Source organism: Nitrosomonas oligotropha (assembly GCF_900106555.1).
Taxonomy (GTDB): domain Bacteria; phylum Pseudomonadota; class Gammaproteobacteria; order Burkholderiales; family Nitrosomonadaceae; genus Nitrosomonas; species Nitrosomonas oligotropha_A.
The window spans coordinates 131,630-149,548 of the sequence record NZ_FNOE01000001.1; the positions used below are offsets into that span (position 1 = coordinate 131,630).

General features: G+C 51.1%; 17 protein-coding genes, 1 other RNA gene and 1 riboswitch. Of the genes, 6 read left to right on the forward strand and 12 right to left on the reverse strand.

Going from position 1 to position 17,919, the window contains the following annotated elements; genetic code table 11:
- Positions 1 to 2 precede the first annotated feature (2 nt).
- The 6 genes from BLU57_RS00650 to BLU57_RS00675 all read right to left on the reverse strand — a co-directional run bounded on the left by BLU57_RS00650 (position 3) and on the right by BLU57_RS00675 (position 4,738).
- The gene (locus BLU57_RS00650) at positions 3 to 1,337 is read right to left on the reverse strand and encodes a tetratricopeptide repeat protein (RefSeq protein ID WP_090314966.1); all 1,335 of its coding nucleotides are present in this window, start codon (positions 1,335 to 1,337) and stop codon (positions 3 to 5) included.
- Between the two features lie 77 nt (positions 1,338 to 1,414).
- Positions 1,415 to 1,735: a DUF2442 domain-containing protein gene (locus BLU57_RS00655; RefSeq protein ID WP_256206038.1), complete on the reverse strand. Its 321-nt coding sequence runs from the start codon at positions 1,733 to 1,735 to the stop codon at positions 1,415 to 1,417.
- Complete coding sequence (locus BLU57_RS00660) at positions 1,690 to 1,950, reverse strand: DUF4160 domain-containing protein (RefSeq protein WP_090314968.1); 261 nt, start codon at positions 1,948 to 1,950, stop codon at positions 1,690 to 1,692. The genes BLU57_RS00655 and BLU57_RS00660 overlap by 46 nt, the downstream gene beginning before the upstream one ends.
- 29 nt (positions 1,951 to 1,979) lie before the next feature.
- A complete protein-coding gene (gene ettA / locus BLU57_RS00665; protein WP_090314970.1) occupies positions 1,980 to 3,644 on the reverse strand; it encodes an energy-dependent translational throttle protein EttA in 1,665 nt (554 codons plus the stop codon).
- Positions 3,645 to 3,744: 100 nt separating this feature from the next.
- Positions 3,745 to 3,972, reverse strand: coding sequence for a DUF2835 domain-containing protein (locus BLU57_RS00670; protein ID WP_090314972.1), 228 nt, complete (start codon positions 3,970 to 3,972; stop codon positions 3,745 to 3,747).
- A gap of 25 nt (positions 3,973 to 3,997) precedes the next feature.
- A complete protein-coding gene (locus BLU57_RS00675; protein ID WP_090314974.1) occupies positions 3,998 to 4,738 on the reverse strand; it encodes a pseudouridine synthase in 741 nt (246 codons plus the stop codon).
- Between the two features lie 102 nt (positions 4,739 to 4,840).
- Here BLU57_RS00675 and BLU57_RS00680 point away from each other — a divergent pair, with 102 nt between their 5' ends.
- Positions 4,841 to 5,293 carry a rhodanese-like domain-containing protein gene (locus BLU57_RS00680; RefSeq protein WP_090314976.1) on the forward strand — a complete coding sequence of 151 codons (453 nt, stop codon included), beginning with the start codon at positions 4,841 to 4,843 and terminating at the stop codon, positions 5,291 to 5,293.
- Between the two features lie 88 nt (positions 5,294 to 5,381).
- On the opposite strand, the gene BLU57_RS00685 is transcribed toward BLU57_RS00680, so the two are convergent.
- The 4 genes from BLU57_RS00685 to thiC all read right to left on the reverse strand — a co-directional run bounded on the left by BLU57_RS00685 (position 5,382) and on the right by thiC (position 9,834).
- Positions 5,382 to 6,062 carry a PEPxxWA-CTERM sorting domain-containing protein gene (locus BLU57_RS00685; RefSeq protein ID WP_176776334.1) on the reverse strand — a complete coding sequence of 227 codons (681 nt, stop codon included), beginning with the start codon at positions 6,060 to 6,062 and terminating at the stop codon, positions 5,382 to 5,384.
- A 278-nt stretch (positions 6,063 to 6,340) separates the two neighbouring features.
- Complete coding sequence (locus BLU57_RS00690; protein WP_090314981.1) at positions 6,341 to 6,940, reverse strand: CHRD domain-containing protein; 600 nt, start codon at positions 6,938 to 6,940, stop codon at positions 6,341 to 6,343.
- A gap of 139 nt (positions 6,941 to 7,079) precedes the next feature.
- A complete protein-coding gene (locus BLU57_RS00695) occupies positions 7,080 to 7,904 on the reverse strand; it encodes an undecaprenyl-diphosphate phosphatase (RefSeq protein ID WP_090314984.1) in 825 nt (274 codons plus the stop codon).
- A gap of 34 nt (positions 7,905 to 7,938) precedes the next feature.
- A complete protein-coding gene (gene thiC / locus BLU57_RS00700) occupies positions 7,939 to 9,834 on the reverse strand; it encodes a phosphomethylpyrimidine synthase ThiC (RefSeq protein ID WP_090314986.1) in 1,896 nt (631 codons plus the stop codon).
- A 35-nt stretch (positions 9,835 to 9,869) separates the two neighbouring features.
- Positions 9,870 to 9,975: riboswitch (TPP riboswitch) on the reverse strand.
- A 64-nt stretch (positions 9,976 to 10,039) separates the two neighbouring features.
- Between thiC and BLU57_RS00705 the strand changes: the two genes are divergently transcribed.
- The 5 genes from BLU57_RS00705 (at position 10,040) to folK (ending at position 14,461) form a co-directional block, all read left to right on the forward strand.
- Complete coding sequence (locus tag BLU57_RS00705; protein ID WP_090314990.1) at positions 10,040 to 10,693, forward strand: protein-L-isoaspartate O-methyltransferase family protein; 654 nt, start codon at positions 10,040 to 10,042, stop codon at positions 10,691 to 10,693.
- A gap of 88 nt (positions 10,694 to 10,781) precedes the next feature.
- Positions 10,782 to 12,131 (forward strand): TolC family outer membrane protein, encoded by a 1,350-nt coding sequence (locus BLU57_RS00710; protein ID WP_090314994.1) that lies wholly within the window; start codon positions 10,782 to 10,784, stop codon positions 12,129 to 12,131.
- Between the two features lie 47 nt (positions 12,132 to 12,178).
- An RNA gene (gene rnpB, locus BLU57_RS00715) (RNase P RNA component class A) lies at positions 12,179 to 12,479 on the forward strand.
- Between the two features lie 80 nt (positions 12,480 to 12,559).
- A complete protein-coding gene (gene pcnB / locus BLU57_RS00720) occupies positions 12,560 to 13,948 on the forward strand; it encodes a polynucleotide adenylyltransferase PcnB (protein WP_090314996.1) in 1,389 nt (462 codons plus the stop codon).
- A gap of 12 nt (positions 13,949 to 13,960) precedes the next feature.
- Positions 13,961 to 14,461, forward strand: coding sequence for a 2-amino-4-hydroxy-6-hydroxymethyldihydropteridine diphosphokinase (folK, locus tag BLU57_RS00725; RefSeq protein WP_090314998.1), 501 nt, complete (start codon positions 13,961 to 13,963; stop codon positions 14,459 to 14,461).
- 8 nt (positions 14,462 to 14,469) lie between these two features.
- On the opposite strand, the gene BLU57_RS00730 is transcribed toward folK, so the two are convergent.
- Entirely contained in the window at positions 14,470 to 16,653 is a 2,184-nt protein-coding gene (locus BLU57_RS00730; protein WP_090315000.1) for a peptidase domain-containing ABC transporter, read from the reverse strand.
- A 7-nt stretch (positions 16,654 to 16,660) separates the two neighbouring features.
- Positions 16,661 to 17,908 carry an HlyD family secretion protein gene (locus BLU57_RS00735; protein ID WP_090315001.1) on the reverse strand — a complete coding sequence of 416 codons (1,248 nt, stop codon included), beginning with the start codon at positions 17,906 to 17,908 and terminating at the stop codon, positions 16,661 to 16,663.
- Between the last annotated feature and the right edge of the window lie 11 nt (positions 17,909 to 17,919).

Here is a 17,919-nt window from a genome sequence, read left to right on the forward strand (position 1 = left end):
TTTTAAACAGGCAATTCTCTCACCCAATTTTGAGCTAAATCCTTTTCTTTAACATATTCAGATTCATCGCACATTTCTAAAAATTTCTTAAAGTTTTCTACCGCCAAAATCTGATCGCCTTTGATTCCCATATTTATAAAACCAAGACAATAATATAGTTGATATTTAGTAGGCTCTTGTTCAATTAACCAGTGAATGAAATCTTCAATTTGAAATAATTTTTCTTGCTGATAATCACACTGCTCAGCATAGCGATAATGTTGAATGACTTTTTTTAAATCCCCTTTATACGCGTATAAGAAAGCCATATTACACTGCCAAATTTGATTATCACTTTCCTTCACTCTTTTTAACATGTCGATAGCTTTTTCAACAGAGCGAGTAGTTAAAAATGTAGTAATTGCTCTCAGAAATAAAACCGTTTTATTATCTTTTACCACTTCATCAATTTTATCAAGCCACTCATCGACTTCGGTCAAATAATCAAAATTGCGCGTTTCAGACCATTTGGAAAAATAAGTAGAGGCCATGGCTTCATATAGCTCTGCCAATCTATGTGGAATACGTTCTTTTAGTTTCCTATAAATAAGAAAATTTTGATCTTTGCCTTGAAGGCGTGATAAAACATCCTGATATAAATTTTCAGCATAATTAATATCCCCTGAGTAGGCAGCGGCAACGCCAATTATGTAACGAGCTACAGTCTCAGCCCATTCAGAGGTAAACTGAAAAGCAAAAAGATCGTTCTCAATTGGTATATGGACGTTTCTTGGTAAAAGTTCTGAGAATTCTGCGGTCAAATTTTCACGAACTTCATCTGACACTGGCTGATGAGCTACAGCCCCTTCTAACTCAATAATGTGGTTCTCTTGCTTGTTGATAATTTTTCGACGTACGCGCCCATAAATCATAAAATGCGCTTTACATCGAACTCGCATTTCAAGGGCAGAATCTACATCAATCACTTGATTTGCCAATCGCTGAGGCATCTCGATAAAGTGAAAAGAATTCCCGCTTGTACCGGTTCTAATAAGCTGTCTAAGCGGAATAATAAAATCCTCAGTAACCGATTTTAATTCTTTCTCATCCGAACATGTAATACATACCAAGAATCCGATTTTGTTTTTTGGAACAACTGGCGGTTTCGTCGTATAAAACCATAAAAACCAAACAACGAAGCTAATCACTGGTATTGAAATCCACCAAGTAAGCTCCGCATTAGCCGATATTAAAAGAAAAGATACTGAACATATAGAAAAAATTTCAGCACTGATTAAACCGATTTTTTTGTGCCAATATTCTTCTAAGAATTGAGCAATATCTCTAGGTGATTGCACTTGCCGTACTTACGCCTCTTAGGATTAGAATTCTTTTTTGTTTTGTTTTTGTAATAGCCAAGAAGAAATAAAAGTGATTATCTTGGAACACACCAAGTTCCACCTTTCCCAATCTCCTCGTGCAACCATACCGGATCAAGATCAGCACCATTCGGCCACGTGAGCACACCTAACTCTATACGAACCTGATTGAATAATTGTTCATCTTTGAGTGATGCAAAGATGCCCGCCTCCTCACTGGAAATAAGCTGCGACATATCGACGGTACCAGCCGTGCCATCGCTACAAGTGACTGAAAGGCAATAATCAGGCAGTACAGTCACTGAACTTATACGCCATGGCGCTACAGCCTTTATTCCAGAGGAGCGATGCTCTTGGGTAGCTGTTTCTGTTGACATAATTTCCAATCCTCCATCAATTCAGTGCGATGTTGTACTGCCCATTCCAGAACCATTGCCAATGCCCTTTTTGGAAGATTACCTTTAATGATCTCCAATGTTCTTATATCAATTAATGCTTCATATTCCGCGTATAGCGCATGAAAATGCGTTGGCGAATGTTCGCGCCAGAACATTTGAATCACGATTCCAAAAAACTGGCTGATCGTTGGCATCCTCTTTCTTCACTGTAAAAATTTTATAATCACCGGCTAATCGGCTTATACCGTATCCGTTTCGGTTTCGCCCCTTCCTCGCCCAGGCGTTTTTTCTTGTCGGCTTCGTATTCGTGATAGTTGCCGTTGAAGAAGGTCCATTGCGATTCGCCTTCGGCGGCGAGGATGTGGGTGGCGATGCGGTCGAGGAACCAACGGTCGTGTGAGATGACGAGCACGCAACCGGCGAATTCGAGCAGGGCGTCTTCCAATGCGCGCAGCGTTTCCACGTCGAGGTCGTTGGAGGGTTCGTCGAGCAGCAGCACGTTGCCGCCGGAAATGAGCGTTTGCGCCAGGTGCAGGCGGCCGCGTTCTCCACCGGAGAGCTGGCCGATGACTTTTTGCTGGTCGCTGCCTTTGAAGTTAAAACGGCCGAGGTAAGCGCGTGCCGGGGTGGTGTATTTGCCCACCACCAGCAGATCGTTGCCGCCGGAAATGGCGTCGAATACGGTTTTATCGTTTTCCAGTGAGTCGCGCGCTTGATCGACGTGCGCTATCTTGACGGTGTGACCGATTTTCACTTCGCCGGAATCGGGTTGTTCCTTACCGGTGATCAGTTTGAACAGCGTCGATTTACCCGCGCCGTTCGGACCGATGATACCAACGATCGCGCCCGGCGGGATTTTGAAGCTCAGATTGTCGATCAGCAGACGGTCGCCGTAGGATTTCGACACACCGTTGAACTCGATGACTTCGTTACCGAGGCGCTCGCCGACCGGAATGAAAATTTCCTGCGTTTCGTTGCGCTTTTGGTATTCCTGCGAATTGAGTTCTTCAAAACGAGCCAGACGCGCCTTGGATTTGGCCTGACGACCTTTGGGATTTTGCCGCACCCATTCCAATTCTTGTTTCATCGACTTCATATGCGCATCGACTTGCTTCTGCTCCTGCTCCAGGCGCGCTTCTTTCTGCTCCAGCCAGCTGGAGTAATTGCCCTTCCACGGGATACCGTGGCCACGATCGAGCTCGAGAATCCATTCGGCAGCGTTGTCGAGGAAGTAGCGGTCATGCGTCACCGCGACGACGGTACCGGGAAAACGCACCAGAAATTGCTCGAGCCATTCGACCGATTCCGCATCCAGATGGTTGGTCGGCTCGTCAAGCAGCAACATGTCCGGCTTTTCCAGCAGCAATTTGCATAACGCGACGCGGCGTTTTTCCCCGCCGGATAGGTGGCTGATCGCCGCATCCCACGGCGGCAGGCGCAGCGCATCGGCGGCGATTTCCATCTGGTGCTCGGTATCGCTACCCGCAGTGGCGATGATCGCCTCCAAGCGCGCTTGTTCTTCCGCCAGCGCATCGAAATCGGCGCCTTCCTCGGCGTACGCCGCATAGACATCTTCCAGCTTCTTCTGCGCCTGCATCACCTCGCCCATGCCTTCCTCGACTTCCTGGCGCACGGTGTGCTCGGGATTCAGCTGCGGCTCCTGCGGCAGATAGCCGATGCGGATGTTCGGCAGGCGCTGCACTTCGCCGTCAAATTCCTTATCCGCACCGGCCATGATGCGCAGCACGGTCGATTTGCCGGAGCCATTCAAACCGAGCAGGCCGATTTTTGCGCCGGGAAAAAAGCTGAGCGATATATCCTTGATAATCTGACGTTTGGGTGGAACGATTTTGCTCACGCGGAGCATCGACATTACATATTGAGCCATGGGTTTAATCTTTGTTTGATATGAAAAAAATTAAGAAACGAATAGACGGTGAGTTTAGCGCACGTCTCGCGGCAATGATAGCCAAATGGAAGGGATTTGCTCAACTGCCCATGCGCTTGATTGATACAAACTTATTGTTTTCGTCGAAAACCAATTCAAACGTGCCGTACACCCCGTTGTTCCGTACTACGGAGCGCAATACATTGGCCGGAAAATGAACGATGCGGCCATCGATTGCCTCGGCCGCCACGGTATCCACTGCACCTTCGTAGTAGTACAGCAATTGATGCGCAGGAATTTTAAGCACAACGTGCAGGTGTTGATGCATAAACAGCCTCAATCAGGAAACACCATCAAAACTTCTCGCCATCCTCCAGATAGCGCCACTGGCCTTCGGGCAGGTTGCCCAGTTTGACTTTGCCGATGCGCACCCGCTTCAAACCGGTCACTTTCAGACCAACCAGCTCGCACATGCGGCGGATCTGGCGCTTTTTGCCTTCGTGCAGGATAAAGCGCAGTTGATCCTGATTTTGCCAGCTCACTTGCGCCGGTTTTAAAGCTTTACCGTCCAAGCTCAAACCATGATTCAACAATGCCAGTTTGGCCGGTGGCAAACCACCCTCGACCCTCACCAGATATTCCTTTTCAATACGGGATTCTTCACCGATCAACTGCTTGGCGATGCGGCCGTCCTGTGTCAGCACCAGTAAGCCTTGCGAATCAATATCTAGCCGCCCCGCAGGTGCGAGGTTTTTCAGGTGCGCAGGCTGAAATCTTTTAGCGGGTTGCACCGGTTGCTTCGGAATGAACTGATTTTCAGGCTTGATCAATACCACGGCGGGTTGATAACCCGGTTCCGGTTGCCCGGATACATAACCGACCGGCTTGTTGAGCAATATCGTCACCTGCTGGGTTTGTTGCGCTTGCGCGGCTTTGTTCAGGGTGATTTTTTGCGTTGGAAAAATTTTAGTGCCGAGCTCGGAAATCCGTTCGCCGTCAACAAATACCCAACCCAGCTCGATGTACCGGTCCGCTTCACGGCGCGAACAGATACCTTGCTCGGACATCAGTTTGGATAAGCGGATTTTTTCCATGAAGCGCTATAATATTGGAAATTCGAGGAATGAAAAGTGGGCGTTACCGCTATTATAAAGGTAATCAATCGATCATTTTTAATAACATCGCTAGGATCATTTATGGAAACTACCGTAGCAATACTGGAAAAAGCGCAACAACGCGCGCAAGAATTGGGGCTTCCCTACAAAGGCGCATTACTGCCGATGGAAGCTTACCGTGTGTTACAGGAACATACGCAAGCACAATTGGTGGATGTGCGCTCGCGCGCCGAACTGGATTGGGTCGGACGCATTCCCGGTGCAACGGAAATCGAATTGCGCTCGTATCCCAATATGCAACCCAATCCAAACTTCCTGGATCAGCTCATACAGCAAACCGATAAAACACTGCCGGTGCTGTTTATCTGCCGCAGCGGCGCGCGTTCAAACCAAGCAGCCGCGATGGCAACGGACATGGATTTTGCTGAATGCTACAACATCCTGGAAGGTTTTGAAGGCGATCGCGATGAAAACGGTCAGCGCGGCAAGGCTTCCGGTTGGAAGGCCGCCGGTTTGCCGTGGGTGCAAAGTTAAGAATTAAGAAAACGGTGATTTTAGCAATACTGCCGCGCTGCCTTTAATCCGGCAGGCGGCTGATAGTAACAGTTTGAAGCTTAAAGACTCAACTGCGTCGGCGTACAGCAACACCAATCAACCCCAAACCAGCTATCAATAACGCCCAGGTATCGGGTTCTGGTATCGGTGCGGCAAACATGGTGCCGTATTGCACATGATCCACTTCAATGCCGCCACCGCTGTTCGAAATAAAGATCGACTTAATACCGCCATCGAACGTTAGGCCGAAAAAGCGGTCTTCTGCGGTTCCACCACCAAAGCTACCGTCAGGTATGCCACTGAAAGTCTGTGAAAGCAGCAACGTGTCGCTACCATCAAAGGCTTCGAATGTAATGGAGCCACCACCGTCAGTCCACACCAATCCAAAGGCCGTCGGCAGATCGCTACCTGTGTAGGTGAATTGCACAACACCTGCGCCGTTGAACCAGCTTGAACCAGTTACGCCTGATCCATCAATAGCACCGTCATCGCCATCGACTGAATCACGGATGCCGTCAAATACTCCCACTCCAATCCGGGAACCAGCGCTAGCCGTCAAGCCACCGCCAATGCCGGGACCATCCTCAAAGTTATCCAGAAATGCCGGTGCGCCACCCTGATAAAAACCGGCGGGAATATCAGCATCCGATAGATAAGAAGAGGGCCCAAACAGCACCGGCGCAGCTACAGCTGATGTGCCGATAAAGGCAGTTAGCGCGAATAGCGCCGTAAATCGTATTTTATTCATTTTATTATTCCTTTTTGTCATTGATCCAATTCGGACGAATCCTGCTTTAGATTCCATCCACGTAGTGTTCAAATTTCCTCTTTGAGCTAACTATATAAAAGTCGCTCCCGATATTTCTTTTATAAAAAATGCCAATAACCAGACAATTTTTAATGACAATATCGGTGGGAGCAATTTTACGCAATGGATTATCTTCCTAGTTTACTAGTATATTTATACTAGTTTTGGGTAGCTTTTTTCTATTAAGAAAAGCCGAATTGGCTTCCGTCAAAAACCACTCAACCGTGAGCAGTTTCACGCTTGTTACGGCGCGCGAATAGTGTTAAAACTCCAAGACCGGCCAGCAATAACGCATAGCTTTCAGGCTCCGGCACCGGGCTCAATAATCCCCGTATCTCGCCGCCCGTGAATACACTCGTGTGAAGATTGAAATAAGCTTTTCCGGTATCAAGACCTGCGACCAAATCGTTGAAAGCTGTGCTCACCGAGCCGCCGTGATTTGTGATAAATGCTGCGTTATAACTGGAAGACAGCGCCATATCGAAAGTATGATCGTACGTACCGGCTGTCACCCCCAGAGGAAAGCCAAAGAAAGATGGGGTTTGCGTTGCAACACCGACATTGGTTCCCGGATCCGTGCAGCAGTGGATATGCGCTGCAGTCACAGTTCCCAGCAGATCGCTGAAATTGGCTTCGACCCGCATCGTCACTAAGTCGAAATCGATCGTAACCAGCACCGAACCGGTGGCAGGTGACCCATTTGCAGGCGCTTCACTGCTACCGAGCAAAGGCGCGGCGTATTTCGCCTCGTGCGCCGCTACCGGTAATGTTGCGCTGAAAAAAACAAAGAAGCCTAAAATTAATTTATTAATATTCATGATTTGTCCCTCCAAGTTATAGGGAAAAAATTCCCCTTGCGACTGTACTGAAAGTCGAACTGGCGGTCAAACACGTTGATGCTCGATCAGAGAAAATAAAAAAACTTAATCGTCTATTTTTATAGGATTAATTTTTCACTCACATCTCCGACCAGCCAATCACACCGGTATACCCCGTCACCAGTATCACAATGCCAAACACAATCCGGTACCAGGCAAAAATGGTGAAGTCGTGATTGCTGACAAACCGCAGCAAAGCGCGTACGGCCAGTAAAGCACTGAAGAAGGCGGCAGCGAAACCTGCTGCGATCAGCGTTAAATCATTCCAATCCAGCAGTTCACGGTTTTTATAGAGATCGTAAAAAGTGGCGGCGAACATAGTGGGAATCGCCAGGAAAAAAGAAAACTCCGCAGCCGCTTTGCGCGACAGACCGAAAAATAAGCCGCCGATAATTGTGGCGCCGGAGCGCGAAGTGCCGGGAATCAGCGCCAAACACTGCGCCAAGCCGACTTTTAGCGCATGCTTCCAATCCATGTCATCGACTTGCTCGACTTCAATGACATGTTCTCTGCGCTCCGCCCATAAAATCAGCAAACCGCCGACAATCAAAGCGGTAGCCACCGGAATGGGGTGAAACAAATAATATTTGATAGTTTTGATGAACAACAATCCCATCACCGCAGCCGGCAGGAATGCGATCATCAGGTTGATGACGAAGCGGTTCGCCGCCGCACTGCGGCCAATACCACGAACCACTTCGATCACCTTAGCGCGATATTCCCAGCAAACCGCCAAAATCGCGCCCAATTGGATCGCAATAGTGAACACCTTGGCGCGTTCGCCGGTGAAGTCGAGCAAATCGCCGATCAAGATCAAATGACCGGTCGATGAAACCGGCAGGAATTCGGTCAATCCCTCAACAACGCCCAGGATCAACGCTTTTAGCAATAAGGCTAAATCCATAAGCGTTTTTGTTATGCCTTCATAAAATTGAAAATCACAGCTTACTGTAAATCTCAGCGCCCTTTTCCTTGAATTCCGCCGATTTTTGAGCCATTCCCAGTTTCAAGGCTTCATCCTCGGCGACACCTTGGTTAGCCGCGTAGTCACGCACGTCCTGAGTGATTTTCATCGAACAGAAATGCGGGCCGCACATCGAACAGAAATGCGCAACTTTGGCGCCATCCTGCGGCAGGGTTTCATCGTGGAATTGCTGCGCCTTATCGGGATCGAGACTGAGGTTGAACTGATCCTCCCAGCGGAATTCGAAGCGCGCTTTGGATAAGGCATTATCGCGGATTTGCGCACCGGGATGGCCTTTCGCCAGATCTGCGGCATGTGCTGCGATCTTGTACGTGATGATGCCATCCTTGACGTCGTCTTTGTCCGGCAAACCGAGATGCTCCTTCGGTGTTACGTAACACAGCATCGCCGTGCCATACCAGCCGATCATCGCCGCGCCGATGGCGGAGGTGATGTGATCGTAACCTGGCGCAATATCGGTGGTCAGTGGTCCCAAGGTATAAAAAGGCGCTTCATCGCAATGTTTCAACTGCAATTCCATGTTTTCCTTGATCAGATGCATCGGCACATGGCCAGGGCCTTCGATCATGGTTTGCACGTCGTGTTTCCAAGCAATTTTCGTTAATTCACCGAGCGTTTTCAGTTCGGCAAACTGCGCTTCGTCGTTGGCGTCATAAATAGAACCAGGACGCAGCCCATCACCGAGCGAAAAACTGACGTCGTACGCTTTCATGATCTCGCAAATTTCCTCGAAATGCGTGTACAGGAAGCTTTCCTTATGATGCGCCAGACACCATTTCGCCATGATCGAGCCGCCGCGCGACACGATGCCGGTCATACGTTTCGCGGTCATCGGCACATACGCCAGACGCACACCGGCATGAATCGTGAAATAATCCACGCCCTGCTCAGCTTGTTCGATCAGCGTGTCGCGGAAAATTTCCCAAGTCAGCTCTTCGGACTTGCCATCGACTTTTTCCAGCGCCTGATAAATTGGCACCGTGCCGATCGGCACCGGGCTGTTGCGGATGATCCATTCACGCGTTTCGTGAATGTTCTTGCCGGTGGACAAATCCATCACGGTATCGCCGCCCCAGCGGATCGCCCAAGTCATTTTTTCCACTTCTTCCTGGATGCTCGATCCCAATGCGGAATTACCGATATTAGCATTGATTTTCACCAGGAAATTACGCCCGATGATCATCGGTTCGGATTCGGGATGATTGATATTCGCCGGGATGATGGCGCGCCCGCGCGCCACTTCATCGCGCACGAATTCCGGGGTGATCGTTTTCGGCAGCGACGCGCCGAAATCCTGCCCGGGATGCTGGCGCGTCAATAAATCATGATGCTGCGCGCTGAACGCTTCCGCGCGCTGATTCTCGCGAATGGCGATATACTCCATTTCCGGTGTGATGATGCCGCGGCGGGCATAATGCATTTGCGAGACATTCAGTCCCGTCTTGGCGCGGCGCGGCTGGCGCTGCAAATTAAAGCGCATATCCGCCAGTTTCGGATCATTCAAACGGGCTTGGCTGTAAGCGGAGTTATGACTTGCCAGGATTTCGGTATCATCACGCTCGGCAATCCATTTTTCCCGTAGTGCCGGTAATCCGGAACGGATATCGATTTTTACTGCCGGGTCGGTATAGGGACCGGAAGTATCGTAAACCCAGATCGGCGGATTTTTTTCCCCGCCCATGCTCGTGGTTGTGTCGCTCTGCTGGATTTCGCGCAGCGGCACTTGAATATCGGCACGCGAACCCTGCACGTAGATTTTGCGCGAATTCGGCAGCGGCTTGATGGCGGCGGCGTCGACTTCGGCTGTGGAACTGGAAAAACTTTTCTGATTTAAAACTGTAATGCTCATAAAATGCTCCTTAATAGAAATGCCATAAAGAGCGGGAGGATGAATCCCAGCTTCCCTACGGCGGCATTATCCGCGTCAGGTAATAAGGGACTTTCTCACCAAATATCAGACAATTCTGAAAACGGACCCCTAGCTGATGCTGTGAAGCTAATGGAAATGTGAAATAATTGCAAGTCTTATGTCAATTTAAGAATACGGAATAGAAATGGACCTTGAACAAACCCGGTTTAACATGGTAGCGCAGCAAATTCGCACATGGTATGTATTGGATGATAACGTGCTGGATCTGCTATATAAAGTAAAACGTGAAGAATTCGTTCCGGCGGAAAATCGTGCCGCCGCTTTTGTCGATATGGAAATTCCGCTCGGTTACGGCCAAGTCATGCTGACGCCGAAAATGGAAGCGCGCATTCTGCAGGAACTTCACGTTCAGAAGACAGATAAAATTCTCGAAGTGGGCAGCGGCAGCGGCTACATGACAGCGTTACTAGCGGACAGAGGCGCGCATGTGTACAGCGTCGAAATCATACCCGAACTGAAAGCGATGGCGGAAAACAATCTGAAAGCGCACAACATCACCAATGTCACCGTCGAACAAGGCGATGCCGCGCGCGGCTGGTCCAAGCATGAACCGTACGATGTGATTGTGTTAACCGCATCGACCCCGGTGTTACCGGCTGCTTTTCAAAACAGTCTGAATCCCGGCGGACGTTTGTTTGCGATTGTCGGCGAAGATCCCGTCATGGAAGCATTATTGATTACCTGCGTGGCTCCCGGTGAATTCACCACCGAACAATTATTTGAAACCAGCACGGTAGCACTCGTGAATGCCCAGCAACCCGTAAGGTTCAGCTTTTGAGTATCACAGCATTGACGCGCGTCATTGGCCACAGCAATCAACCTATAGCTGAAGTATCACCGGCTCCGGGCAATTGCCGGAAATCGCTATGAAATTTATGCCATTCGTTTGGGTTGCCTGCATCGGGATGCTATCGCATGCCACGCTGCAAGCCGCCGACCTGATGAATATTTATCAGGAAGCATTAACACAAGACGCCCAGTTCAAGTCTGCGCGGGCCGCCTATGAAGCGGCTCAGGAAAAAATACCGCAAGGCAGGGCCGGTTTTTTACCGAATATCACCTTGTCGGGCACACGCCAAGTGCAGGAAGTCGATGCTGGCAAAATCGTCAATTCGACAACCGGGCTGGCCATCAATCCCGGCGCCAATATCGTTCAAAGCGGCGGGATTACGATCTCCGCAACGCAGCCGATTTTCCGCATGCAAAATATCGTCATTTACCAGCAGGCAAAAATCGAAGTCAGCAAAGCGGAGTCACAATTCATCACAGCCGGGCAAGACCTCATTTTGCGCGTAGCGCAAGCATATTTCGACGTACTGGATGCGCAAATCGATGTCGAAGTCATCGAAACGCAGAAAAATGCCATCCTGAGACAACTCGAACAAGCCAGGCGTAATTTTGAAGTGGGCGTTTCGACCATCGTCGATACCAATGAAGCGCAAGCGCGTTATGACTTGACGTTGTCGCAGGAAATCGCCGCGCGCAACGCATTGGAAATCAAAAAGCGCGCGTTGCAAGGCATTATCGACCGTCTCCCGGAGAATCTCTCCGGCGCTAGGGAAATCGCCAACAACTTGGCCACTTTGAAATACGGCAGCATGGATGAATGGGTGCGCACCGCGGAAGAAAAAAACTTTACCTTGAAAGCACAGCAAGCCGCGTATGAATCGGCGCATCAAAACGTAAAAAGAATCTGGGCGCAACATTACCCGACATTGGATCTGGTGGCGCAATACAGCAATCAAATCGGCGTCGGCGCGGCGGTTACCGGACGCGGCATCGATCTCACTTCGCAATCCATCGGTTTACAGCTCAATGTCCCCTTATTCCAGGGCTTTTCGGTGCAATCCCAGGTACGCGAGGCGATGGCGCTGCAAAATAAAGTCTTGCACGATCTGGAAAACACCCGGCGCAACATCACGATACAAACGCGTCAGCAGTATCTGAACGTAACCAATGGTATTGCACAGGTCAAAGCACTCAAGCAAGCCTTGGTTTCCAGCCAAAGCCAATTGGATTCGACCATTCTCGGCCAGCAAGTCGGGGTCAGAACCGAAGTCGACGTGCTCAATGCCCAGCAGCAACTATATGCCGCCAAGCGCGATCTGGCCAAGGCCTACCACAGCTACCTGATGTCCCGCTTGCGCCTGAGCGCGGAAGCCGGTGAATTGGACGAAGATGCGTTAATACAAATTAACGCCATGTTGATCAAGTAACGGACAATCTTCCAACGGCCAATCCCGCTAGTGATAGAATAACCGCCGAAGCTGGCCAGACAGTCGCCGCCTGCCGTTCTTTTTGAACGCAGGGGGAGGAAAGTCCGGGCTCCATAGAGCAGGATGACGGTTAACGGCCGTCCGCCGTGAGGCGAGGAACAGGGCCACAGAGACGAGCGTATTCAGTTACGGTGAAACGCGGTAACCTCCATCCGGAGCAAGACCAAATAGGCAGGCGATGATGTTGCTCGCAGAGCCTGCGGGTAGGTTGCTTGAATGCACGGGTAACCGTGCGTCTAGAGGAATGACTGTCCACGACAGAACCCGGCTTACCGGCCAGCTTCACAAAATTTTAATGAGATTGACCCGAATTGAATTGTAGCCATCATGCAAAAACACAATGAGCGCTTGATACTTTACGTTTAGCAATGATCCGTAAATTTCTCTGCAAGGTATTCAACCGTAAAGCGCCCGCTGCCGAATCGATCGCAACGCTGAGTATCATTCCAAACAAGCGCCACGGCATCCGGCGTAACCAGATTAATCCGTGCGCGTTAAAAGTCGCCACTACCCTGCAACAGGGCGGATTTTCCGCCTATATCGTCGGGGGGGCGGTACGTGACTTGCTGCTGGGATTGACACCGAAAGACTTCGATGTCGCAACCAACGCAACCCCGGAAGAAATCCATAAGCTATTTCGCCGTTCACGCATCATCGGGCGCCGTTTTCGCCTGGTTCATGTGATGTGCGGTATGGAAACGGTCGAAGTGTCGACTTTCCGCGGACCATCACCGGACGATGAGGCAGATTCCGCAGCAGTCCCGTTAACCGACCAGCATGGCCGCCTGTTGCAGGATAATGTTTTCGGCAGTCAGGAAGAAGATGCGGTACGCCGCGATTTCACCGTCAACGCACTGTTTTACGATCCGATCAAGGAAGAAATTCTGGATTATCTGAGCGGCTTTGACGACATTAAAGCCAAAAAGCTGCGCATTATCGGCGATCCGGAGCAGCGTTACCGCGAAGACCCGGTGCGGATGTTGCGCGCAGTGCGGCTAGGGTCGAAACTGGATATGCAAATCGACGCGGAAACCGCCAAACCGATCGGTGATCTGGCGCCATTGCTGCAAAATGTTCCGCCATCGCGCTTGTTTGATGAAATGCTGAAGCTGTTACTGTCGGGACACTCGTTGTCTTGCGTGGTCGAATTGCGCGCGCGCGGGTTGCATCACGGTCTTCTGCCGATGCTCGATGTGATCCTGGAACAACCGCTCGGTGAGCGTTTTATCACCATCGCACTGAAGAATACCGACGAACGGGTCCGGCAAAACAAACCCGTGTCACCCGGATTTCTGTTTGCCATATTGTTGTGGCACGAAGTGCTGGCAAACTGGAACACCTTGAAAGCATCCGGCGAAAAACCGATGCCCGCTTTATTTAAGGCGATGGATCAAATTCTTGCACGGCAACACAAGAACCTGGCGATTCCCCGTCGCTTTGACGCGGTGATACAGGAAATATGGTCGATGCAACCACGCTTTGAAGCGCGTAGCGGCCGTCAACCGTTCCGTTTACTCGCCCATCCGCGTTTTCGTGCAGCTTACGATTTCATGCAACTGCGCTGCGAAAGCGGTGAATTGGGCGCGGAGCTGGGCGAATGGTGGAAAACTTTCCTGTCCGTAGATAGTGAAGAACGGGAAAAAATGCTGCCCACGCAAACATCCGGTAAAAAACCCCGGAAAAGACGCAGCCGCAAAAAATCTTCTTCCAGTTCCGCTGCTCCGTCCGGCAACGCAACGGATCAAGAAAGCTCTTAATACACTCCTCGCATGCATAAAAAACCGAGCCAGGCCTTCATCGCTTTGGGCAGCAATCTGGAAAACCCGGTTTTTCAGATCCAACAGGCATTTGACGAATTGAAACGACTGCCCGGCACCCGCTTGATCAGCTGCTCATCGCTGTATCGAAGCGCTCCGGTGGGAAGACTGGATCAGCCTGATTTTATCAACGCAGTGGCCTTGATTGAAACCCAGCTTGCGCCACACGATCTGCTCAATGCGTTGCTGGCCATCGAGCAATGCCACGGGCGCATACGCGAATCGCTCAACGCGCCGCGAACGCTTGATCTCGACGTTCTATTGTATGATGCGCTGCAATACCAGGATACCCACCTGACCATCCCTCACCCGCGCATGACGCAACGTGCCTTTGTGTTAAAACCGTTGTTTGAGATTGCGCCGGATTACGATATTCCGGGTCACGGACCCATTGCACCGCTGCTTGCGGCGTGTCACGAACAACAACTGGAACAAATCAAGGAATCGCCCTAACCCGGCTTTTAACCTGCAACGGCAACCGGCAGTTCTGCCGGGGAATGCGCGGTGGGATCGAGTTCCAGTATTTGCGCGGACGTTTGGCCCGGCATATCGCTGATAATCTTTCCACCCTCCAACACAATGACTCTATCCGCACTGGCGATGGTTTCGGGACGATGCGCAACGATGATGCGCGTCAGTTTCAGCGCACGAATCGCTTCGTTGACGCTGTGCTCACGCGCGATATCGAGATGACTGGTGGCTTCGTCAAGGAAAAGAATACTGGGCTGGCGGTAAAGCGCCCGGGCCAGCAATAGCCGCTGTTTCTGTCCACCTGACAAAACCGCGCCCATATCGCCGACTAATGTATTGTATTGCATCGGCATCGCGGTAATGTCGTCATGGATCGATGCCAGCCGCGCGCTTGCTTCGATACGGCCGTAATCCGCTTGCGCATCGAAAAAACAGATGTTTTCCGCGATGGAACCGGCGAACAATTGATCGTCCTGCATGACGCTGGCGACCGCATTGCGGTACCGTTCAATCCCAAAACGGCCCAGCGGGGCACCATCCACTTCGATACTTCCGCCGCTCGGCTGCAAGAGTCCCAGCATCAGTTTAACCAAAGTCGTTTTACCGCAACCCGACGGGCCTACGATGGCGACCGACTCACCCGGTTGGATATCGAAGCTGACATCGTGCAGCACCAGCGGATCGGTTTCCGCATGACGAAAGGCCAGATGTTTTACTTCGATCCGTCCGGCAAGCGGCGCCGTGATACCTCCCGATTCATCAGGCGGTTCCGTGGGCGTGAGCGCAATATCACCGGCACGTTCCGTGTGCAACCCTAGCATGCGCAATTCCAGGCCCTTTTCAATCAAGCCCGCGACACGCTGCACAAATTGGGTTTTATACGCGATGAAAGCAAACAGCATTCCGATCGAAAAACCGCTGCCGTTCGCGGTATCCAGCACCAGCATGGCGCCGAACCAAATGGCAATCACATTTTCCACACCAAACAGCAAGCCATTGAGTCCCTGATACAAAATACCCAGGCGCTGGGTCCGGATGCTGGCATTAAACTGATCGACCGTCAGATTTTGCCACGCTGCCGTACGCGGCGATTCATGCGCGTGCAGCTTAATGCTCTGCATGCCGCGGATCGTCTCAAGAAAATGACTTTGTTGTTTAGCGCTGCGGACAATATGTTCTTCCGTGGCAAGACGAAACGGACGGTATAACGCAAACCGCAGCAAGGCATAAACCACAGCGGCAATCAGTGCGATCAATGCCAGTTTGATACTGTAAAAAAGCATCATGCCGAGCGTGACCATGGCCATCACACCGTCGATCAACGCTTCCAGAAATCCGGTTGTCAGGGTACGTTGTATGACATTGAGCGAATCGAAACGCGACACGATATCGCCGACGTGACGCTTGTCAAACCAGCTCATGGGCAGGCGGATCAAATGACGAAACAGGTTCGTGATCATCTGCAAATTGAGCATTGTTCCAAGCACCATCAGCACCCAGGCGCGCAATGCTGTCACACCCGCTTGCACTATGGCGAACAACAGAAATCCAATTCCCAGCACGGTGATGAGATCATAATCTTGTGCCACCAGTGCCTGATCGACAATCCACTGCATATAGAAGGGCGCGAGGATAGCAAAAAGCTGTAATACCAGCGCGAGCACCAGGATCTGGGTAACCGTCCCGCTCAATCCTTGCAAACGGCCGATCAACGTGGTCAGTTTTACCTTGCGCGTATCGTCGCGCGGCGTGAATTCGCTGGCCGGCATCAGCTCTAACGCAACCCCGGTGAAATGCTTGGAGAATTCGGCTAACGCCAATACACGTTCGCCTGCGGCCGGATCGTGCAGTGTGACCCGGTCTCCTTGAACACGAGTCAATACCACAAAATGACTGAAGTCCCAGTGCAACACGCAAGGCAGCTTCAGTTCCGGCAAATGTACAAGATCCAGCCGCAAGGGGCGCGGTGTGAGTTTGAGTTGACCGGCAATTTTCATCAAATCGGCGAGTGTCGATCCGCGTAACGAGATGGGATAGCGTGTTCGCAAAGTAGCCAGATCGATGCGATGGCCATGATAACTGGCAATCATCGCCAAGCACGACAAACCGCATTCTGCCGCTTCGGTTTGCAGAATAACCGGGGTTTTGTGGCGTAAGGAAAAATTAAGCATCATCAATCCTTTAAATCCGGCCGGTGATCGACAACACCGGATCAAACACCCATTCAATCAACCTCCGCCGGTCGATATGAATATCCGCATCCAACACCATGCCCGCTTGCAGTGGCATCGCTTGGCCGTACGCTTGCACCTGCTGCTGCGGCAAACGGACCGTGATGCGGTATACCGACTCCTGAATCGCTACCGGCAAACTGGATTCATCCGGTTGAATCACCGTGCGGCCAATTTCGGCCACCTCACCGAGATGATGTCCGAAGCGCTGATAGGGAAAAGCTTGATAGCGCAGGGAAACTTGCTGTTCCGGCTTAATAAATCCGGCAGCGCGCGTGGGCACCAATAACTGCGCTTGTAGCTCGGCGCCCTCGGGCAAAATGGAAAGCAGCGGCATGGCTGGATTCGCCATCTGCCCTACTTCAGCCAAAATGGTCGTAACTGTGCCATCGGCCGGTGCGGTCAAAATAACGCTACGGCGTGCATCCACTTCCGTGAGTTGCTGCTCCAACTCGGAGATTTGCCGTTCGATCGCTGCGGTATTATTGGCCTGTTTCAAACCGGAAGCCGATAATTCCACGCGCGCCGCGCTCAGCTCGCGATTCAGGCCGGTGATGCTGCGTTTTAATTGCGCGTGCTGATTACGCTGATCGATCAGCGCCTCCTGCTTTTCCTGCACGGCCGCATCGGAGACAAAACGCTCTGTCAGTAATTTTTCATAGCGCGCCACCGTGCGTTCCGCATTCGCCACGCGGCTGGCTTGAAGCGCCAATTGCGCCAAAGCTTCGCGGATTTCCGTTTCCAATCCCCGGATCCGTCCGGCAATACTGCTGCTGGTCAATACATCGATTTGCTGCTGCTTACCTTGCTCCTGCCGCAAACTATCGCGCCGTTGTTTCAGTTCACCGAGCATCGCCGCCTGCGCTTCGCGCGTATTCGACGTGGTCCGTTCGCTGGTAATGGTCAGCAATGCATCGCCTTGTTTGACCTGTTGACCTTCACTGACGTGCTTTTCAACCACAGTTCCGGCTTGCGGGGAGAAAATCCGGATCATGCCTTGTGTCGGCGACAAATAACCCACCACATGTTCCTTACGGGTATATTCCCCCCAGTATGCAAAACCAGCGATCGCGATGGCAAAAAGCGCAGCTGCCCAAACCAGCACACTGATCGCCGGAGACCGGGCAATCAAAACATCGCCATGCAGGCGGTTTTGCTGGTGGGATAAGGCTTCTGTGCGAAAGAGGTTGTGTTTCATTGGATCAATGG